We start from the raw sequence: 19,792 nt of genomic DNA, 5'->3' as shown, positions 1-19,792 counted from the left end.
TTCAGTCCCGGTAGATCGGTTCCGGCGGTTCCGGCGTCGGTCCGAGTGCGTGCTCCAACCACTGTCGATACAGCCGGTCCCAGGTGCCGTCGGAGCGCAGCCGCTGCAGGGTGGCATTCACGAAACGCACCATATCGTCGTTTCCCTTGGGGATGCCGACGCCGTACGGTTCGTCGCTCAGTGGGGGACCGGTGACCTCGGCATAGATGTCCTGTTCGACGAGCCCTGCCAGCACCGCGTCGTCGGTACTGACGGCGTCGACCTGCCGCTGCTGCAACACCACCAGACAGTCCGCCCAGGTCGGCACGGTCATGATCGCCGCCTGCGGCTGGATACGATGCAGCCGGTCCAGCGAGGTGGTGCCGCCGACCGTGCACACCCGCTTACCCGCCAGATCGGCCATCGAGCCGATGCCCGAATCCCGCAGCGCCAGCACCCGCTGATGCGCCATCAGGTAGGTGGTGGAGAAGTCCACGTGCTCGCGGCGGTCACAGGTGATGGTCATCGTCTTGACCACCACGTCGACGGTGTGGTCCTGCAGCGCCTTCTCGCGGTCCGCCGACCCCAGGATGCGATATTCGACGAGCCCGGGATCACCGAGCAGATCGCGGGCGATCTCGGCAGCGATATCGACATCGAAGCCGGCGAGGGTGCCGGTGATCGGATCCCGGAAGCTGAACAGGTTGCTGCCCGGGTCGAGTCCCACCACCAGCCGTCCACGCGCCCGCACCGCATCGAGGTTCGGTCCCTGGGCAGCCGTCGAGGGGCGCAGACTCGCGGTCGGGTCGGCGCATTCGGTCTCCGCGGTGCCGGAGGCGGTACTCGGCGGGGTGAGGTCGGCGTTCGCGGGCAGTGGCGGTGCGGTGTAGTCGCCCTGCCCGGTGCTGGGTGGGGCGGGTGCGTCACCGCAGCCGGCGGCTGCCAGCACGGATATGCCCAGGATCAGCGCCGCGGCGATCCGGGCCCGGTGTCGGTTCATCGATACTCCCTCAACCGTGGCCACAGTCCCGCCAGCACGAAGGCGGCGGCTAAGGCGGCCAGCACGAGTGCGCCGGGCGCCAGGAAATTCAACGACCGGGCAGCGTCGGAGATATCGTCGCGCAACGTCTGGCGGGTGTGCGCGATGCCGTCGGCGAGGGCGGTGTCGAGGGTTTCGACGGCCGCACTGGCCTGCTCCGGACCGGTGCCGATCGCCACGTTCGAGGCCTGCAGGAAATCGCCGCGGCCCAGTGCGTCGGTCATGCGCTCGTGCGCCGCGCGCCAGCGATCCAGCGCGCCGTGTGCGGTACGAACCTCACCGGCTCCCGGTGCGTCGGTGGGGTAGTCGGTGAGCAGGTCGTCGAGCCGGGTGATGGAGTTGTCGAAGGTGTTGTCGTAATCGCTACTGGCGTCGCGCCGAACCAGTTTGAGTGTTTCGGCGGCGCGGGCCTGCTGGGCGAGGATGCGGCTGGTGGTCAGCCGGTCGCCCGGAATCGCGCCGTGGTCTCGTCCGGACGCGGTTGCCACCGCGGAGAACGACCCCGCGATCACGGTCCACGACAACAGGATCAGCAGCACCCCCGAGGCCGCCAGCAGGCCCGGGTTGAGTACCCGGCGCCAGCGCCGGGCCAGGTAGTACTGGGCGCCGATGAGAGCGGCGAGCGCCAGGATCGGCAGTCCGATCGCGGCCCAGGGAGGCCGCACATGATCGCGCTGAGTCTCGGTGATCGCGGCCCAGCGATGCTCCTGCAACCGCTCCGCCTGCGGCAACATGCTGCCCTGCATCAGATTCGACGCTTCGCTCAGGTAGGCGGCGCCGACCGGATGGCCTTCGCGATTGTTGGTGCGCGCGGTTTCGATCAGGCCGGTGTAGACCGGCAGTTCGGTGGCGATACCGGTACGCAACTCGGCGTCGTTGTCGGGTTCGGTCGCCTCCTGGGTGCCGACCCGGGCGGATTGGGCGACCAGTTCCGCGGCTGCCTCACCGATCGCCTGATCGTAATGATCGCGTACCGGTTGGGGTTCCAGGCCGCCGGAGATGAATGCGGTACCGGCGGCGGCGTCCGCCACCGACAGCGAGGTGTAGAGATGCTGCGCCGAGTTGGCGTCCGGTTCGGCCGCGCTGAGCAGCCGGTCCAGTGCGTGCTGGCGATCGCCGACCTCGGCCGCGGTGACGGCACCTGCGACCAGGCATATTCCGAGTAACAGCAGGCCCAGCGCGATCAGTCGGGCCGGTGAGGAGCGGACGAATGCTCGCACCTCGGATGCGTCGATTCGATTGCGCACGGCGGCCGCCGCGGCGCGCGGGGAAAGCTCGTCGAGCTGGGAATACGCCAGCCGAGCCATACCCACCTCCGTTCGTTCGCCGGGTTGCACTGTGCGGACTGAGCTTATTGTGGTCGTACCGGTGCCGCCCGATATGTGTCGGTCATGATGGTGGTGCCGGGAGGTCGGTGAGGTCGGCGAGGAGCGGGACGAGGCGAAATATGCGCGGTGACGGAGACGGTTTCTTGGTCAGTCCCGACGGGACTCGGCAGTGGGGATTGTTCGGTGCCGCCGGGCTCCTGTTGCGTGCACCCCGCCGGGGCGGCGGTGCGCTGATCCTGTTGCAGCACCGGGCGCCGTGGAGCCATCAGGGCGGAACGTGGGCGCTGCCGGGTGGTGCGCGGGACAGTCATGAGACCAGCGTGCACGCCGCGGTACGAGAAGCGCAGGAAGAAACGGGAATTGACCCGAGTGCGGTGCGGGTGCGCGGTAGCCGGCTGACGAGTACCGCGGGCAGTGGCTGGACATACACGACGGTCGTCGCCGATGTGCCCGAAACCCTCGCGACCACGGCGAATCAGGAAAGTGAGGAGTTGGCGTGGGTCCCCGAGGAGGAGGTCTGCGACCGGCCGTTGCACCCCGGATTCGCCGCCGCGTGGCCCGGGCTGCGGGCACCGTCGGCGCGGCCGGACCTGGACGGTTCCGCTGCCGCGGCTGCTATCTCCGCGGCGGAAGCAACCGCGGTGTTCGCATTGCTGCCGCGCACGGTCGATCTCGCCGACCGTGGTTTCGTGTGGCTGGATGCGCTCGACTCCACGGCGCCGCGGGTACGAATCAGCCGGGGCGGCAACGGAACCGAATCCAATGGTGCGGGCTGCGGCGATGATCTGGTACTGACTCTGCAACAGGTACTGGACTGACCGACCTACCCGGTACCAGCTCACCGATCGGTGGCCGCGGCGTTCTCCAGCAGTTGTTGCTTGAGTTCGCGGGCGGCGGCCTGCGGGTCGCGCGCGGCGGTGAGGGCGCGTACCACCACGACGCGGCTCGCTCCAGCGGCCAGCACCTCCGGCAGCCGTTCGTGATCGATCCCGCCGATGGCGAACCAGGGGCGGGTCGGATGTGCGTCCGCGGTCGAGCGCACCAGCTCGAGTCCGGCGGCGCTGCGTCCCGGTTTGGTCGGGGTCTTCCAGATCGGGCCGGTGCAGAAGTAGTCGATCTGTTCCTCGATGACGGCCAGTCCGGCCTGGTTGCGGTTGTGTGTGGAACGGCCGATCACCACATCGGGGCCTACCACCCGGCGCGCGTGCGAGGGCGGCAGATCGCCCTGCCCGAGGTGCAGGACGTCGGCGCCGGCGGCCAGGGCGATATCGGCGCGATCGTTGACCGCGACGAGTGCGCCGTGGCGGCGGGCGGCCGCCTTCAGTTCGGCGAGTGCGCCGAGTTCGGCTGCGGCCTCCAGTGGTCCGAACTTCGCTTCGCCGGCCGACCCCTTGTCACGCAGCTGGATGATGTCGACACCGCCGGAGAGTGCGGCTTCGGCGAAGGCAGCCAGATCGCCGGTATCGCGCCGGGCATCGGTGCACAGGTACAGCCGGGCCGATGCCAGGCGCTCGCGCGGTGTGAGGGCCACCCGCTCACGCGGTGTGATCGAACGATGCTGAGACGGTTGCACGTGTCCGACCGTAGCCGCGCTACCGTGGAGAGGCGAAACATGTAGGCATTCCCGCAGCGATGGCGGCCGCGCGGGAAGGCCGTTCTCCCGGCCGTGGCCGTATTCGATGCGGTGGCCGCGACCAGGGAATCCGAGCGAGGTGGAGTGATGCGAAGTCTGGCCGTCGTAGGTGGGGGCGTGGTCGGTCTGTCGGTGGCGTGGCGTGCCGCCGAACAGGGATGGTCGGTGACCGTGTTCGATCCGGACGCGGGGTCGGGCGCGTCGTGGGTGGCGGGCGGCATGCTCGCGCCGCTGTCGGAGGGCTGGCCCGGTGAGGACGAGCTGCTGCAGTTCGGTGCCGCTTCGCTGCGGCGCTGGCCCGATTTCCGGGACCGGCTGCGGGCGGCGACCGAGGTGGACGTCTTCGTCGCCGAGCAGACACTGACCCTCGCGCTGGACAGTGCCGATGCCGCGGATCTGCGCACGATCGCCGATTTCTGCGCGGACCACGGTTATGCCCTCGAGTTGCTGGACCGGGCAGGAGTGCGCGGGGCCGAGGCGGGCCTCTCGCGGACGGTGCGCGCCGGACTACTGGCCACCGACGAACCCGCTGTGGACAACCGCCTGTTGGTGGGGGCGCTACGACAGGCTTGTGAACAGAACGGTGTCCACATTAAAACCGAGACTGTGGACAATGTGGACCAACTCGACTACGACCAGATCGTGCTGGCCGCCGGATCCGGAAGTGTGCGGTTGTGCGGACTGCCGGTGCGTCCGGTCAAGGGTGAGATCCTGCGCCTGCGCCGCCGACCGGGAACCCCGCCGCCGCCGCGTCGCGTCATTCGCGCCCGTGTGCACGGGCGGCCGATCTATCTGGTGCCGCGGGCCGACGGAGTCGTGGTCGGTGCCACCCAGTACGAGGCCGGATTCGACACCACCGTCACCGTGGCCGGAGTGCGCGATCTGATCGCCGATGCGGAAGCGATCTGGCCCGCGCTCGGTGACTACGAGCTGGCCGAGGCCGCCGCGGGCGGACGGCCGTGCACCCCCGACAACCTGCCGCTGCTCGGCCGGCTGTCCGACCGCCTCGTCGCGGCCACCGGGCACGGCCGCAACGGCATACTCGGCGTGCCGATCACGGTGGACGCGGTACTCGCTCTGCTGGCCGGCAGTGAACTGCCGGAGGCGAAGGCCGCCGATCCACAACGCTTCACCGCCGCATCCTCAGGAGGTAATCAGTGAAACCGAATTCTGTGTCCCCGGTGCTGTCCACAGCGATCCCCGTCGGCGTCACCGTGAACGGCACCGACCACGAATTCGAGCAGCCGCTCACCGTGCGGGAACTGCTCGAACGGCTGGAATTGCCCTGCCGTGGGGTGGCATTGGCCGTGGACGGTTCGCTGTTCCCCAAGTCGCGCTGGGACGAGCAGGTCGGCCGTGGCTGGAATATCGAGATCGTGACGGCGGTGCAGGGTGGCTGACCCGATGCCGATCGATCCACTGCGCATCGCCGGCCGCGAGTTCGGTTCGCGGCTGATCATGGGCACCGGCGGCGCGGAGAATCTCGCGGTGCTGGAGGAGGCGCTGGTCGCCTCCGGAACCGAACTGACCACGGTTGCCATGCGCAGGGTGGACGCCGCCGGCGGTACGGGCGTACTCGACCTGCTGAAACGGCTGGATATCGCGCCGCTGCCCAACACCGCCGGTTGCCGCACCGCCGCCGAAGCGGTACTCACCGCGCAACTGGCTCGCGAGGCACTCGACACCGAGTGGGTCAAACTCGAGGTCATCGCCGACGAGCGCACCCTGCTGCCCGACGCCATCGAACTGGTCACGGCGGCCGAGCAGCTGGTGGACGACGGTTTCGTGGTGCTGCCGTATACGACCGACGATCCGGTGCTCGCCCGGCGCCTGGAAGATGCCGGATGTGCCGCGGTGATGCCGCTGGGCGCCCCGATCGGCACCGGGTTGGGGATCAGCAATCCGCACAATATCGAGATGATCGTGGAGGCCGCCGGGGTGCCGGTCGTTCTCGATGCCGGGATCGGTACCGCCAGTGATGCCGCGCTGGCGATGGAACTCGGATGTTCGGCGGTGCTGCTGGCCACGGCGGTGACCCGGGCCCGGGAGCCCGCGCGGATGGCTGCCGCGATGGAGGCGGCGGTCCGCGGCGGATATCTGGCCCGTCATGCGGGTCGTATCCCCAAGCGGTTCTGGGCGCAGGCATCCTCACCAGGATTGTGAACAGATAGCTATCCACAACTTTGCTGCGTGGATATCCGGATGTCCCCAGGGGGATATCCCCAGGGCGACGTCATCCTCCAGGCGTAGCGGACTCGCTACCTGTGAGCGATAGTGCGGCGCACACTTCTGGGGAAGACTGATCGCATGATCGAATGCCAAGGTCTCACCAAACGCTTCGGGACGACCGTTGCCGTCGAGGATCTGACGTTCACGGTTACTCCGGGCAAGGTGACCGGTTTCCTCGGCCCGAACGGCGCCGGCAAGTCGACCACCATGCGGATGATCCTCGGACTGGACACCACCACCGCCGGCACCGCCCTCATCCAGGGCAAGCGCTATCGGGAACTGGACAAGCCGCTGCGCACCGTCGGCGCCCTGCTCGACGCCAAATGGGTGCATCCGAACCGGTCCGCCCGCTCACATCTGCGCTGGATGGCGGCGGCGAACGACATCCCGGCCAAGCGGGTCGACGAGGTACTGCACCTGGTGGGTCTCACCGAGGTCGCCAACAAGAAGGCCGGTGGGTTCTCGCTCGGCATGTCGCAGCGGCTCGGGCTGGCCGCCAGCCTGCTCGGCGATCCACCGGTGCTGCTGTTCGACGAGCCCGTGAACGGTCTCGACCCCGAGGGCATCCTGTGGATCCGGCGATTCATGCAGCGCCTGGCTGCCGAGGGGCGCACGGTGCTGGTGTCGAGCCACCTGCTCTCGGAGATGGCGCAGACCGCGGATCATCTGGTCGTGATCGGCCGCGGCAAGCTCATCGCCGATACCGACACCAAGGAATTCATCGCCAAGTCCTCGGAATCCTCGGTGCGCGTGCGCAGTCCACAGCTCGATGCGCTACGCAGCCTGCTCACCTCCAACGGGATGACGGTGCGCGAGGACGGTGGCGCCGGAGAATCCGAGGCGGCCGCCCTCACCGGATCGCCCGAGGCACTGGTGGTGCTCGGCCAGACCAGTGACGCGATCGGCAAACTGGCCGGTGCCAACGGCATCACCCTCTACGAACTCGCACCGCAGCAGGCCTCGCTGGAAGAGGCGTTCATGCGGATGACCGGAGGTGCGGTGCAGTACCACGGGGAAACCGTCGGCCAGGCCATGGGAGGTGCGCTGTAATGGGAATCGTCGCAGCGGAACGAATCAAACTCACCACTACCCGTTCGCCCTGGTGGTGCTCGGCCATCGTGATCGTGCTCGGCATCGGCCTGGCCGCGTTGTTCGCCGCCGTATCGCGGGCCAGCATGGGCCACGAAGGTGAAACGCTGATGACCACCGCGGGTGCGGTCGCCGGCGTCCGCGGCTTCGGCGTCATGGTGCTGATGATCATGGCCGCCTTGATGGTGACCAACGAATACCGCTTCGGGATCATCCGCACCACATTCCAGGCGACTCCGAATCGGCAACTGGTGCTGGTCACGAAGGCACTGTTGTCCGGCGTGTACGCCGCGGTGCTGACCCTGGTGCTGGCGCTGGTGGCCTACGTGATCGCCAAACCACTGTCCGGTGACGCCGGGCTGGGAATGAGCCTGAGTTCGGAAGTCGACTGGCGGGCGCTGTACGGCACCGCGATCTATGCCTTCCTGGCCGTCGTCATGGCCGTCGGGGTGGGTGCGCTGGTGCGGCAGTCGGCGGCGGCCATCTCGTTGATCGTCTTGTGGCCCTTGCTGATCGAGACACTGCTCGGCAGCTTCGGCTCCTTCGGCCGCAACGTGACGCCGTTCCTGCCCTTCGCGAACATCGACCATTTCATCGACGACACCTCCGGCTCGTCGGCGAACTGGCACTGGGGTCCGTGGGGCGGACTGATCTACTTCGCCGTCTTCACCCTGGTCGTTTTCGGCGCCGCGCTGGTCGTGACCGACCGCCGCGACGCATAACCACATACCTGCCCGTCCCGGACGTTCTACCCTCGCAAGTCCGGGACGGGAGGGCGGTCCTGTCGGGGGACTGCTGTCGCGTTCGCCACTGCCCGGTGGACGCGGCGACCACCGGCTCGCTGCACGGCTGCTCGCCCGGCTCGTGCGGCGGGCCGGTGTTCTGTCTGCAAACCCTGTGTGAACAGGGCCTGCGCACCTTTCGAACGAGTCGGTGGATCGGTAACCTCGGCGAAGGAGACCAGCACGAATCCCTTCGGCGGACCCACCGTTGTGCCCGCTCCGTCCGATCGGGAGGTGTCAGGTGGACATCATTGGCTACGCTCGGCAGGTGAGCGATACCCCCGCGGGTGACGGCGAAACGGCGTCCCGGACAGCCGGTCCCGCTCGTCCCCGTACGCGCGGCAAACCGTCCGGTGGGCGCGGGACCGGTGCCGGACGCGACGCTGAGCCGGAAAGCACGCCTGATGCGGCGGAACCGACCGTTCCGGGAATTACCGCATCGTTGGGCGCAGAGGGCGCCGAAGAAGTCGAGACCGAGACATCGTCGCGCACCCGTCGCCCGTCCGGTCGGCTGCGCGCCGCGCAATTCTCCGCGCGGATGGCCGCGGCCAATCAACGCGCCGATGTCATCGACGTGATCCGTCAGGCCCGCGAGAAACTGCCCGGCGACCCGTCCTTCGGCGATCCGCTGTCACTGTCGGGTGTAGGCAGCGCTCGTGCGGTGGCCCGCGCCGCCGACAAGATCGTCGGCGATTCCCCCAGCGCCGCCAAGGAACTCGGCCTCGGTGCCCTCCAGGTCTGGCAGGCCGTGCTCGAGCGAGTCGGGCGCGGCAAAGGCAACCAAGAGGTGACGATCCTGTTCACCGACCTGGTGGCGTTCTCCCGCTGGTCCTTGTCGGCGGGCGACGAGGCCACCCTCGAGCTGCTGCGCCGCGTAGCCAGCGCCATCGAACCCCCGATCGCCGAGCGCGGCGGCCAGGTCGTCAAACGGATGGGCGACGGGATCATGGCGGTATTCACCTCCCCCGACAGCGCGGTCCGCGCGCTCGTCACCGCGAAACGAAACCTGGCCGACGTACAGGTCGCGGGCTACCGCCCCCGCATGCGAGCCGGCCTGCACACCGGAACCCCACGGGAATTGGGTGGCGACTGGCTGGGAGTGGACGTCACCGTCGCCGCCCGGGTGATGGAGACCGGCGGCGACGGCAACACGATGATCTCAGGGATAGCGCTGGAAGCCCTGCACCCGGACACCTTGACCGAACTGGGCATCACCCCGAAGCCCTATCGCCGCGGCGTATTCGCCGCACCACTCAACGGTGTTCCGGAGGGAACACGCATCTTCCGCTTGGAGGGGAGGTAAGCGTTCGACGACTGCTGGCTGCGATCTGGTCGATCTGTTACCAGGGCGTGGTGTCAGTTGTCTTCGCGAACAGAGTCGTCATGCGCGCCGCGATCGCCCACATCCTCTGTCCAGCTGCTGTTGCAATATCACCGCCGGACTTCACCACCAGGTGATCGCGCCGACGACCGCCAGTACTGCGCAGATGCCCAGTACGGCCGCCATCACGCGGCTGTTCTTCCACATGGTGAAGGCGCCGCCGACCAGGAAGCCGGCCAGGGCCAGGAGCAGGACGACGACGATCGAATTGGACACCCTGCCATCTTGCCTCTCGCTGGGATATCTCTGCACACCGGCCGGTCCCGCTCGAGTGCCGAGTGAGGAAGGCGGCGTGGTTCGCGGGTCCGTCAGCGGTGAAATTGACCCATAAATTCTGCACCGAAATGAACTGTCGAGTGGGTCTTTCGGAAACGTACATTCGTTGGTGTCAGCACGAAATACCTGGGTGCAAGCCAGGTTCGAGTCGTCCGGGAGATGACATGAGCACCGATACGAACTTCTCGACCGCGCCCGTCCTCGTCCGCGCCGAGCAGGCGGAGACGCTGCAGGACGGCGCGAAGAGCCTGATCACGTTGTTCGCCGACGCTGATGCGACCGGCGGTGCGGTGACCGCGAACAAGGCCACCTTCCGCAAGGGCTCGCCGGGCGCTCCAGCACACTTCCATACCAAGGCCACGGAGATGTTCTTCGTGCTGGACGGCCGGATGCGCTTCCTGGTCGACGATGAGGTCCTGACCTTGGGCAAGGGTGACTTCCTGACGATACCGCCGACCATCCCGCACGCCTTCGCGCCGGCGCCGGACAGCGAGGCCGAGTTGCTGGTGGTCTTCACCCCGGGACTGCAGCGCTTCGACTACTACCGATTGCTGGAGCGGGTCTATCGCGGCGAGGCGACGGTGCAGGACATCCGCGACAGTTCACAGCACTACGACAATCACTACTTCGACAGCCCGGTGTGGTCGAAGTCGCTCGCCGAGGGCTGAGCCGCGGCGCGGGGTAGGGCGCGGCACAGCGCTTCCAGCGCCGGGCGGTAGCGGTGTTCGGGCGGGGTGGCGTATCCGACGACCAGGCCGTCTCGATGCGGCTCTCGACTGTCGAGGTGACGGAACGCCGCGAGCCCGTCCAGGGCCACGCCCACCCGGTCGGCTGCCTCGACTGTGGATTTCTCGGTGTCCGGCGGTAAGCGCAGGACAGCATGCAGCCCGGCTGCGATCCCGGTCACGGTGACGTACGGGGCGTATTCGGCCAGCATCGTGGTCAGTAGATTGCGCCGCGCGCGGTACCGCTGCCGCATGCGGCGAACGTGCTTGTCGTACTGCCCCGATTCGATGAATTCCGCCAGTGCGAGCTGGTCGGTGACCCCGGTCCACGGCTCGCGCAGACCCTTGGCGGCGAGGACGGATTCGACCAGGTGTGGCGGCAGGATCATCCAGCCGAGCCGGATCGCCGGGGACAGGCTTTTGCTGACCGAACCGAAGTAGATGACATGGTCGGGATCGAGTCCCTGTACCGCACCTACGGGTTCGCGGTCGTAGCGGAATTCGCCGTCGTAGTCGTCCTCCAACACCATCCCGTCGTGGTGCCGCGCCCAATCCACGGCCGCGGTGCGACGCGGCGGGATCAGTGGCCCGCCGGTCGGAAACTGGTGGGCGGGCGTGAGTAGTACGGCACGGGGGCGCGCCGAGCCACGCGAGAGGGTGGTCAGCTCGTCGGTCCGGGCGCCGCCGGCATCCAGACGCAGGGGGAGCGTACGCACTCCGGCCTCGGACAGGATCGCGCGGTGAAACGCGAGGCTGTACGGCTCCACGGCGAGGGGGCCGGTCAGCACGCCACCGCCGAAGAGTAAGCGCAGCCCGTGGGCGAATCCCGCACAGACGACGATCTGCTCGGGCGCGGCGTCGACGCCGCGCGCACGCGCCAGATATTCCGCGAGCACGCGGCGCAACTCCACGCGCCCCTGCGGATCTCCGGGGCCGTAGGCATCGTGCGGCGCACCGGTGACCGCACGCCGGACGGCAGTCACCCAGGCGGTGCGGGGGAACGATGTCGCGTCCGGCTGCCCCTGTCGCAGATCGTGTGTGGCCTGCGCGCGGGCCGGAGCTGGTTTCGGGAGGCGATGAGCCCGCGGCGCCGCACGGTCGGCCACCCGGGTACCCGACCCCTGCCGCGCGGTGAGCCAGCCCTCCGCGACCAGTTCGGCATAGGCGTCGGCGACCGTATTCCGGGCGACTCCCAGATCGATCGCCAGCGTGCGATACGGCGGCAGGCGGGTGCCCGGCGCGAGTCGTCCACTGCGGACCGCCGCACGCAGCGCCGCCGCGACAGCCGCCCGGCGAGGCCCCTCGGGCGAAAGCTCGAGATGGAGGTCCGATCCTGTCCCGTCGGCTGAGTGGACCCGAGAATCCGGCACCAGATTGCATCCTTCGATCGGTAATTTCCGGTGCACAGGCTACGTCCATGGCAGAGTTTCGAGCGGCGACGAACTGCGCGGGGTGGATTCGCAACGACCCCACCTGCGGATCTGCAGAATTAACAAGCACGCAGGCTTGATTTTTTCCGGGCCCGGTGTGACCCTGGAGCGCGACGCAGCGCAGGCGCTGTGCCAGTCACGTCGCAGGAGGAGGCGCCGCGCAGATGGCTCAGCTGGGCTCCGATCCGGAGGTGCTCCGGATCGGCAACTGTTCCGGGTTCTACGGTGACCGGGCGAGTGCGATGCGGGAGATGCTCGAGGGCGGGCCGCTCGATGTGCTCACCGGGGATTACCTCGCCGAACTGACCATGCTGATTCTCGGTCGGGATCGGATGAAAGATCCCCAACTCGGCTATGCCAAGACCTTCCTTCGCCAGCTCGAGGACTGCTTCGCCCTGGCACTCGGGCGTGGGGTGCGCATCGTCGTCAACGCCGGCGGGCTCAACCCGGCCGGTCTGGCACAGCGCATCGCCGAAGGTGCGGACAAGCTCGGACTGGACGCGAAGATCGCCTGCGTGCACGGCGACGACCTGCTGCCCCGAGCCCAGGAGCTGGGCCTGGGCTCGCCCCTGACCGCGAATGCGTACCTGGGAGCGTGGGGCATCGCCGAGGCGCTGAACGCAGGTGCCGACATCGTCGTGACCGGCCGGGTCACCGACGCCGCCCTGGTCGTCGGTCCGGCGGCCGCCCACTTCGGCTGGTCCCGGGACGATTTCGACGAGCTGGCCGGTGCGGTGGTCGCAGGCCACGTCATCGAATGCGGTACCCAGGCCACCGGCGGCAACTTCGCTTTCTTCACCGAGATCGAAGATCTGAACCGCCCCGGATTCCCGATCGCGGAGTTGCGCCGCGACGGCAGCAGTGTGATCACCAAACACCCCGGAACAGGGGGCGCGGTCACCGAGGACACGGTTCGTGCCCAGTTGGTGTACGAGATTCAGAGCGCGCGGTACGCCGGTCCGGATGTCACCACCCGCCTGGACAGCATTCGGCTGGGCACCGACGGACCGGATCGCGTGACGATCAGCGGTGTCACGGGGGAGGCACCGCCGCCGAAACTGAAGGTTTCGCTGAATACGGTCGGCGGCTTCCGCAACGAGATGACTTTCGTGCTGACCGGACTCGATATCGAGGCCAAAGCGCGCCTGGTGCAACAACAGCTGGAGAGTTGGCTGCGGTTGCGACCCGCGGAACTGGATTGGTCGCTGTCGCGCCTGGACCGGCCCGACGCCGAGACCGAGGAGCAGGCCAGCGCACTGCTGCGCTGTGTGGCCCGCGATCCCGATCCGACGACGGTGGGCCGCGCGTTCTCCAGTGCCGCAGTCGAGTTGGCGCTGGCCAGCTATCCCGGTTTCACCCTGACCTCGCCGCCCGGAAACGGTTCGCCCTACGGCGTGTTCACCGCGGGCTATGTCGATGCGAACGACGTCGCGCACACGGTGGTGCTGCCGAACGGCGCCGAGGTGTCGATCGCGCCGGTCGCGCCGACGGCCGAGGTGACCGACGTGCCGGAACCGGAGCTGCCGGAACCACTGCCGCACCGCGAAACCCGGCGGGTACCGCTGGGCACGATCGCGCTGGCCCGCAGTGGTGACAAGGGTGGCAACGCCAATATCGGTGTCTGGGTACGTACCGACGAGCAGTGGCGCTGGCTGGTGCATACCCTGACCGTCGAGCGGCTGAAGGCCCTGCTGCCCGAGACCGCGAAGCTCGCCGTCACCCGGCATGTGCTGCCCAATCTGCGCGCGGTGAACTTCATCGTCGAGGATCTGCTCGGCCTCGGCGTCGCCTATCAGGCCCGATTCGATCCACAAGCCAAGGGGCTCGGCGAATGGCTGCGCTCTCGCTACATCGATCTACCAGTGGAGCTACTACCGTGAGTGTGTGGGATTCGCCCGAGCGGCGTGAATTACGTTCGACTGTACGAGGTTTCGCCGAGCGCGAGGTCTTGCCCTATCTGGACGACTGGGAGCGCGCCGGGGAGATCCCGCGCGAACTGCACCGGAAGGCCGGCGACCTCGGCCTGCTCGGCATCCAGTTCCCGGAGGCGGTCGGTGGTGCCGGCGGTAGCGGGATCGACGCCGCGGTGGTGGCCGAAGAGATGCACTACGCCGGCTGTTCGGGCGGACTGTTCGCCTCCCTGTTCACCTGCGGTATCGCGGTGCCGCACCTGGCGGCCTCGGGCAACGCGCAGCTGATCGACACCTGGGTGAAGCCCACTCTCGCCGGGGACAAGATCGGCTCGCTGGCCATCACCGAACCCGGTGGCGGTTCCGATGTCGGCCACCTCACCACCAGCGCGGTGCGCGATGGTGACGACTACGTGGTCAACGGATCCAAGACCTTCATCACCTCCGGCGTGCGGGCGGACTTCGTGATGACCGCCGTGCGTACGGGCGGTCCGGGCGCGGCCGGTGTGTCGCTGCTGCTGGTCGAGAAGGACCGCCCCGGTTTCACGGTGAGCCGCAAGCTGGAGAAGATGGGCTGGCTGGCCTCCGACACCGCCGAACTGTCGTATGTGGATGTGCGCGTGCCGGTCTCGAACCTCGTGGGCACCGAGAACTCTGGGTTCGCGCAGATCGCCGCGGCGTTCGTCAGCGAGCGGGTGGGCCTCGCGGTGCAGGCCTACGGCCACGCCCAGCGTTGCCTGGATCTGACCCTGCAGTGGTGCCGCGACCGGGAAACCTTCGGCCGCCCACTGATCAGCCGCCAGGCCGTGCAGAACACGCTCTCGGAAATGGCGCGCCGCATCGACGTGGCGCGGGTCTACACCCGGCATGTCGCCGAACGCTCCGCCGCGGGCGAGACCGACCTGATCGCCGAGGTCTGCTTCGCCAAGAACACCGCGGTGGAAACCGCGGAATGGGTTGCCCACCAGGCGGTTCAGCTGTTCGGCGGGCTGGGCTACATGCGCGAATCCGAGGTGGAGCGGCACTACCGCGATGTCCGCATTCTCGGCATCGGCGGCGGCACCAACGAAATCCTGACCAGCCTCGCGGCCAAGCGATTGGGGTACCAATCTTGACGGCACTACGTACATCCATCGATTCGAATTCCGCGGACTATCAGGCCGCCGCCGAGGCGATGACCGAGAAGCTCGCGGAGGTCGAGGCGGAATACGCCAAGAATATCGCCGGCGGTGGCCCCGACAAGCTGGAGCGGCATCGCAAGCGCGGCAAGATGACCGCGCGGGAGCGCATCGAACTACTCATCGACGAGGATTCCCCGTTCCTGGAGCTGGCGCCGCTGGCCGCCTGGGGGAGCGAATTCCATGTCGGCGGCAGCGTCATCGCGGGCATCGGCATCGTCGAGGGCGTCGAAGCCATGATCGTGGCCCCGGACCCGACGGTGCGCGGCGGCACCTCGAACCCGTGGACCTTGCGCAAGAACCTGCGGATGAACGATATCGCGCTGGAGAACCGGCTGCCGGTGATCGGTCTGGTGGAGTCGGGTGGTGCGGATCTGCCCACGCAGAAGGAAGTCTTCGTTCCGGGTGGGCGCATGTTCCGCGACCTGACCCGGCTGTCGGCGGCCGGAATCCCTACCATCGCCCTGGTTTTCGGGAATTCGACCGCCGGTGGTGCCTATATCCCCGGCATGTCCGACTACACGGTGATGATCAAGGAACGCTCCAAGGTGTTCCTCGGTGGACCGCCGCTGGTCAAGATGGCCACCGGTGAGGAATCCGACGACGAATCGCTCGGCGGCGCCGAGATGCATGCCCGCACCTCGGGCCTGGCGGACTACCTGGCCGCCGACGAACAGGACGCCATCCGGATCGGCCGCTCCATCGTGCGGCGGCTGAACTGGACCAAGCAGGGGCCGGCGCCGCGGGCGGAGGTGGTCGAACCACTGCACGATCCCGAGGAACTGCTCGGCATCGTCCCGACCGATCTGAAAATTCCGTTCGATCCGCGCGAGGTCGTCGCCCGCGTCGTGGACGGCTCCGATTTCGACGAGTTCAAGCCGCTCTACGGTTCCAGCCTGGTCACCGGGTGGGCGGAACTGCACGGATACCCGGTCGGCATCCTGGCCAATGCCCGCGGTGTGCTGTTCTCCGAGGAAGCGCAGAAGGCGGCCCAGTTCATTCAGCTGGCCAACCAGTCGAACACCCCACTGCTGTTCCTGCACAACACCACCGGCTACATGGTCGGTAAGGAGTACGAGCAGAAGGGCATCATCAAGCACGGCGCGATGATGATCAACGCGGTGTCGAACTCGAAGGTGCCGCACATTTCGGTGCTGATGGGCGCCTCCTACGGTGCCGGGCACTACGGCATGTGCGGGCGTGCCTACGATCCGCGTTTCGTCTTCGCCTGGCCCAGTGCGAAATCCGCGGTGATGGGCGGCGCCCAGCTCGCCGGCGTGATCTCCATCGTGGGCCGCGCCGCGACCGAGGCCCGGGGCGGCACCTTCGACGAGGAGGCCGACAAGGGGATGCGCGCCATGATCGAGGCACAGATCGAGGCCGAATCGCTGCCGATGTTCATGTCCGGCCGGCTTTACGACGACGGTGTCATCGACCCCCGAGACACCCGCACGGTGTTGGGAATGGCGTTGTCCGCCATCCACAATGCCCCGATCGAAGGCGCCGCGGGCTTCGGCGTCTTCCGGATGTGAGGACCGGTATGTCTGCAGCGCGAAGCACGTCCGTGCCGGACGCGGGCCGCATCACGAACGTTCTGGTCGCCAACCGCGGCGAGATCGCCCGCCGGGTCTTCGCCACCTGCCGGCGGATGGGTCTCGGCACGACCGCGGTCTATTCGGACGCGGATGCGAACGCCCCGCACGTGACCGAGGCGGATGCCGCGATCCGGCTGCCCGGCAACACCCCCGCCGAAACCTATCTGCGCGCCGATCTGATCATTGCGGCCGCACAGGCCGCCGGGGCCGATGCCATCCACCCCGGATACGGATTCCTCTCCGAGAACGCGGAATTCGCGAAGACGGTGCAGGAGGCCGGGCTCGTCTGGATCGGCCCGCCGGTGGCCGCCATCGAGCAGATGGGCTCGAAGGTCGAGTCGAAGAAGATGATGGACGCCGCCGGTGTTCCGGTGCTGAAACAGCTCGACCCGGCCGAGGTCACCGCGGAGATGCTCCCGGTGCTGATCAAGGCGTCGGCCGGTGGCGGTGGGCGCGGTATGCGGGTGGTGCGGGAGCTTTCCCAGCTGACCGAACAGCTCGAGGCCGCCCGGCGGGAGGCCGAATCGGCCTTCGGCGATCCGACGGTGTTCTGTGAACGCTATCTGGAAACCGGCCGCCACATCGAAGTCCAGGTCATGGCCGATACGCACGGCCGGGTGTGGACGGTGGGCGAGCGGGAATGCTCGATCCAGCGGCGGCATCAGAAGGTGGTCGAGGAGGCGCCGTCACCCCTGGTGGAGCGGATCGGCGGCGCGGGGGAAGGCACCGGATCCGAATGGCCGCCCCGCCGGGACAGCATGCGGTGGCGCCTGTTCGAGGCGGCCCGCCTGGCTTCGGAGGCCATCGGTTACCAGGGCGCCGGCACGGTCGAATTCCTGGCCGACGAGCAGGGCGAATTCTTCTTCCTGGAGATGAATACCCGTCTGCAGGTGGAACATCCGGTTACCGAATGCACGACCGGCCTGGATCTGGTCCGGCTGCAGCTCCAGGTGGCGCAGGGGTACCGGCTGCCCGCGACGCCACCACCGATGCGCGGGCATTCGATCGAGGTGCGGTTGTATGCCGAGGATCCGGCCCAGGATTGGCAGCCGCAAAGCGGACCCGTGCACCGCATCGAATTCGGCGCGGGCACGGCCGAATTCACGGTGCTGACCGAGCCGGGTCTGCGGCTGGACTCCGGGGTCGTCGCCGGTTCGGTGGTCGGAGTGTTCTACGACCCGATGCTGGCCAAGGTCATCTCCTACGCCGACACCCGCGACGAGGCAGCGCATCTGCTCGCGACCGCATTGCAGCGGGCCCGCATCCATGGGCTGGTCACCAACCGCGACCTGCTGGTCCGGGTGCTGCGGCATCCGGCGTTCCTGGCCGGGGACACCGATACCGCCTTCTTCGCCACCCACGGTCTCGAGCAGCTCGCGGCCGCGCTGGTCTCCGAGTCCGACGAGGCGTTGTCGATCGTCGCGGCGGCACTGGCCGATGCGGCGGCGAACCGGTCGCGGGCCACGATCGGCGCGGGTCTGCCCAGCGGCTGGCGCAACCTGCCTTCCCAAGCGCAGCACAAGAGCTATGAGAGCCGGAACACCGGCGTGCACGAGGTGCGATATCGGCTCACCCGGACCGGGCTCGAGGTCGACGGGCACGACGGGCTCGCCTTGCTCGAGGCCGGCCCGGACACGGTGGTGCTGTCGGTGCCCGGGGAGCGTGGACCGGTGCGCCGGCGATTCGAGATCGCCCGCTACGGCGATCTGGTCGCGGTCGATTCCCCGTTGGGGCCGGTCGCGCTGCGCAAGCTGCCGCGCTTCTCCGATCCCGCCGATCAGGTGGCCGAAGGCTCACTGCTGGCACCGATGCCCGGAGCGGTCATCCGGGTGGGTGCCGAGGCCGGCAGCACCGTGACGAAGGGGCAGCCCATTCTGTGGTTGGAGGCGATGAAGATGGAACACACCATCGCGGCCCCGGCCACCGGATTATTGACCGAGCTGAATGTCGTAGCCGGGCAACAGGTCGACGTCGGCACTGTGCTCGCCGTGGTCCATGTCGAAGACAGCGTCGAATAGCCGCCGAATACAGGAGATTCCATGAGCTTCATCGAAACCGACGAGCAGCAGCAACTGCGGGCGGCGGTCGCGAAACTCGCCGCGAAATACAACTATTCCGACTACGTCCTGCCCAAGGCCCGTCGCAATGAGCCGCTGGACGAATTGTGGAACGAGGCAGGCGAACTCGGCTTCCTCGGCGTGAACCTGCCGGACGAGTACGGTGGCGGCGGCGCCGGTATCTACGAGCTCGCGCTGGTGATGGAGGAGCTGTCCGCCCGCGGCGCCGGCCTGCTGCTGATGGTGGTCTCGCCTGCCATCTGCGGCACCATCATCACCAAGTACGGCACCGAGGAGCAGAAGCAGTACTGGTTGACCAGGCTCGCCGACGGCTCGTCGAAGATGGTCTTCGGTATCACCGAGCCCGATGCCGGATCCAACTCGCACAACATCACCACCACCGCCCGCCGCGACGGCGGTGACTGGATCCTCAACGGCCGCAAGATCTTCATCTCCGGGGTGGATCAGGCCGAGGCGGTGCTGATCGTTTCGCGCACCGAGGACTCCAAGACCGGCAAGCTGAAACCGGCGTTGTTCATCGTGCCCACCGACACTCCCGGCTTCGTGAAGAACCGCCAGGAGATGGACATCATCGAGCCGGACAACCAGTTCACGCTGTTCCTCGACGATGTGCGAGTGCCCGGTACCGCGCTGGTCGGCCAGGAGGACGCCGCGATCGCGCAGCTGTTCGCCGGACTGAACCCGGAGCGGATCATGGGTGCGGCGATGGCTGTCGGGATGGGCCGCTACGCCATCGACCGGGCCGTCGAGTACGCGCGTGACCGCCAGGTCTGGAAGACCCCGATCGGTGCGCACCAAGGTATTTCGCATCCGCTGGCCCAGGTGAAGATCGAACTCGAGTTGGCGAAGCTGATGATGCAGAAGGCCGCGGTGCTGTACGACTCCGGCGACGACTTCGGTGCGGCGGAGGCCGCGAACATGGCGAAATACGCTGCGGGCGAGGCCAGTATCAAGGCGCTGGACCAGGCGATCCAGACCCACGGCGGGTCCGGCCTGACCTCGGATGTGGGGCTGGCGAGCATGCTGGGCGCGGCCCGGATCGCGCGGGTGGCGCCGGTCAGTCGCGAGATGATCCTGAACTTCGTGTCCCAGCATTCGCTGAACCTGCCCAGGTCCTACTGATTTCGTGCACGGCGGCCG

The 19,792-nt window shown here is 67.9% G+C and carries 18 protein-coding genes; 13 read left to right on the top strand and 5 right to left on the bottom strand.

Annotation, left to right across the window (positions count from 1 at the left end; all coding sequences use genetic code 11):
- Position 1 precedes the first annotated feature (1 nt).
- Positions 2–979, bottom strand: coding sequence for a glutamate ABC transporter substrate-binding protein (locus NV2_RS22790; protein ID WP_067878062.1), 978 nt, complete (start codon positions 977–979; stop codon positions 2–4).
- A complete protein-coding gene (locus NV2_RS22785; protein ID WP_067878059.1) occupies positions 976–2,325 on the bottom strand; it encodes a GlnX family signal transduction membrane protein in 1,350 nt (449 codons plus the stop codon). The genes NV2_RS22790 and NV2_RS22785 overlap by 4 nt, the downstream gene beginning before the upstream one ends.
- A 140-nt stretch (positions 2,326–2,465) precedes the next feature.
- On the opposite strand from NV2_RS22785, the gene NV2_RS31020 reads away from it, so the two are divergent.
- Complete coding sequence (locus tag NV2_RS31020) at positions 2,466–3,164, top strand: NUDIX hydrolase (RefSeq protein ID WP_084475298.1); 699 nt, start codon at positions 2,466–2,468, stop codon at positions 3,162–3,164.
- Between the two features lie 20 nt (positions 3,165–3,184).
- On the opposite strand, the gene thiE is transcribed toward NV2_RS31020, so the two are convergent.
- Entirely contained in the window at positions 3,185–3,919 is a 735-nt protein-coding gene (thiE, locus tag NV2_RS22775) for a thiamine phosphate synthase (protein WP_373863610.1), read from the bottom strand.
- 147 nt (positions 3,920–4,066) lie between these two features.
- Here thiE and thiO point away from each other — a divergent pair, with 147 nt between their 5' ends.
- The 6 genes from thiO to NV2_RS22745 all read left to right on the top strand — a co-directional run bounded on the left by thiO (position 4,067) and on the right by NV2_RS22745 (position 9,382).
- Positions 4,067–5,140: a glycine oxidase ThiO gene (gene thiO / locus NV2_RS22770; protein WP_067878168.1), complete on the top strand. Its 1,074-nt coding sequence runs from the start codon at positions 4,067–4,069 to the stop codon at positions 5,138–5,140.
- Positions 5,137–5,379 (top strand): sulfur carrier protein ThiS, encoded by a 243-nt coding sequence (gene thiS, locus NV2_RS22765; protein ID WP_373863609.1) that lies wholly within the window; start codon positions 5,137–5,139, stop codon positions 5,377–5,379. Before thiO ends, thiS begins: the two co-directional genes overlap by 4 nt.
- A gap of 4 nt (positions 5,380–5,383) precedes the next feature.
- Positions 5,384–6,142 carry a thiazole synthase gene (locus tag NV2_RS22760; RefSeq protein WP_067878056.1) on the top strand — a complete coding sequence of 253 codons (759 nt, stop codon included), beginning with the start codon at positions 5,384–5,386 and terminating at the stop codon, positions 6,140–6,142.
- Between the two features lie 144 nt (positions 6,143–6,286).
- Positions 6,287–7,258: an ATP-binding cassette domain-containing protein gene (locus tag NV2_RS22755; protein ID WP_067878054.1), complete on the top strand. Its 972-nt coding sequence runs from the start codon at positions 6,287–6,289 to the stop codon at positions 7,256–7,258.
- Positions 7,258–8,019: an ABC transporter permease gene (locus tag NV2_RS22750; protein WP_067878051.1), complete on the top strand. Its 762-nt coding sequence runs from the start codon at positions 7,258–7,260 to the stop codon at positions 8,017–8,019. The genes NV2_RS22755 and NV2_RS22750 overlap by 1 nt, the downstream gene beginning before the upstream one ends.
- A 502-nt stretch (positions 8,020–8,521) precedes the next feature.
- Positions 8,522–9,382, top strand: a complete 861-nt coding sequence (locus NV2_RS22745; RefSeq protein ID WP_373863611.1) for an adenylate/guanylate cyclase domain-containing protein — start codon at positions 8,522–8,524, stop codon at positions 9,380–9,382.
- Between the two features lie 141 nt (positions 9,383–9,523).
- On the opposite strand, the gene NV2_RS31760 is transcribed toward NV2_RS22745, so the two are convergent.
- Positions 9,524–9,676 (bottom strand): CG2302 family histidine operon protein, encoded by a 153-nt coding sequence (locus NV2_RS31760; protein ID WP_168436152.1) that lies wholly within the window; start codon positions 9,674–9,676, stop codon positions 9,524–9,526.
- A gap of 224 nt (positions 9,677–9,900) precedes the next feature.
- Here NV2_RS31760 and NV2_RS22740 point away from each other — a divergent pair, with 224 nt between their 5' ends.
- Positions 9,901–10,404: a cupin domain-containing protein gene (locus NV2_RS22740; RefSeq protein ID WP_067878049.1), complete on the top strand. Its 504-nt coding sequence runs from the start codon at positions 9,901–9,903 to the stop codon at positions 10,402–10,404.
- On the opposite strand, the gene pdxR is transcribed toward NV2_RS22740, so the two are convergent.
- Positions 10,359–11,831, bottom strand: coding sequence for a MocR-like pyridoxine biosynthesis transcription factor PdxR (gene pdxR / locus NV2_RS22735; protein WP_067878159.1), 1,473 nt, complete (start codon positions 11,829–11,831; stop codon positions 10,359–10,361). The two genes, NV2_RS22740 and pdxR, sit on opposite strands and share 46 nt — an antisense overlap.
- A gap of 224 nt (positions 11,832–12,055) precedes the next feature.
- On the opposite strand from pdxR, the gene NV2_RS22730 reads away from it, so the two are divergent.
- From NV2_RS22730 to NV2_RS22710, 5 genes are read left to right on the top strand one after another with little or no spacing between them, the layout of a single operon-like run.
- A complete protein-coding gene (locus NV2_RS22730; protein WP_067878046.1) occupies positions 12,056–13,771 on the top strand; it encodes an acyclic terpene utilization AtuA family protein in 1,716 nt (571 codons plus the stop codon).
- Positions 13,768–14,916 (top strand): acyl-CoA dehydrogenase family protein, encoded by a 1,149-nt coding sequence (locus tag NV2_RS22725; RefSeq protein ID WP_067878044.1) that lies wholly within the window; start codon positions 13,768–13,770, stop codon positions 14,914–14,916. Before NV2_RS22730 ends, NV2_RS22725 begins: the two co-directional genes overlap by 4 nt.
- A complete protein-coding gene (locus NV2_RS22720) occupies positions 14,913–16,511 on the top strand; it encodes an acyl-CoA carboxylase subunit beta (protein WP_067878042.1) in 1,599 nt (532 codons plus the stop codon). The genes NV2_RS22725 and NV2_RS22720 overlap by 4 nt, the downstream gene beginning before the upstream one ends.
- Before the next feature lie 8 nt (positions 16,512–16,519).
- Positions 16,520–18,592: an ATP-binding protein gene (locus NV2_RS22715; protein ID WP_067878157.1), complete on the top strand. Its 2,073-nt coding sequence runs from the start codon at positions 16,520–16,522 to the stop codon at positions 18,590–18,592.
- A 21-nt stretch (positions 18,593–18,613) separates the two neighbouring features.
- The gene (locus NV2_RS22710; RefSeq protein ID WP_067878039.1) at positions 18,614–19,774 is read left to right on the top strand and encodes an acyl-CoA dehydrogenase family protein; all 1,161 of its coding nucleotides are present in this window, start codon (positions 18,614–18,616) and stop codon (positions 19,772–19,774) included.
- Positions 19,775–19,792 lie beyond the last annotated feature (18 nt).

The sequence above is a fragment of the Nocardia vermiculata NBRC 100427 genome (assembly GCF_001613265.1).
Taxonomy (GTDB): Bacteria; Actinomycetota; Actinomycetes; order Mycobacteriales; family Mycobacteriaceae; genus Nocardia; species Nocardia vermiculata.
The sequence above is the reverse complement of the archived record's forward strand: the minus strand, read 5'-3'. Positions and strand labels throughout refer to the sequence as shown.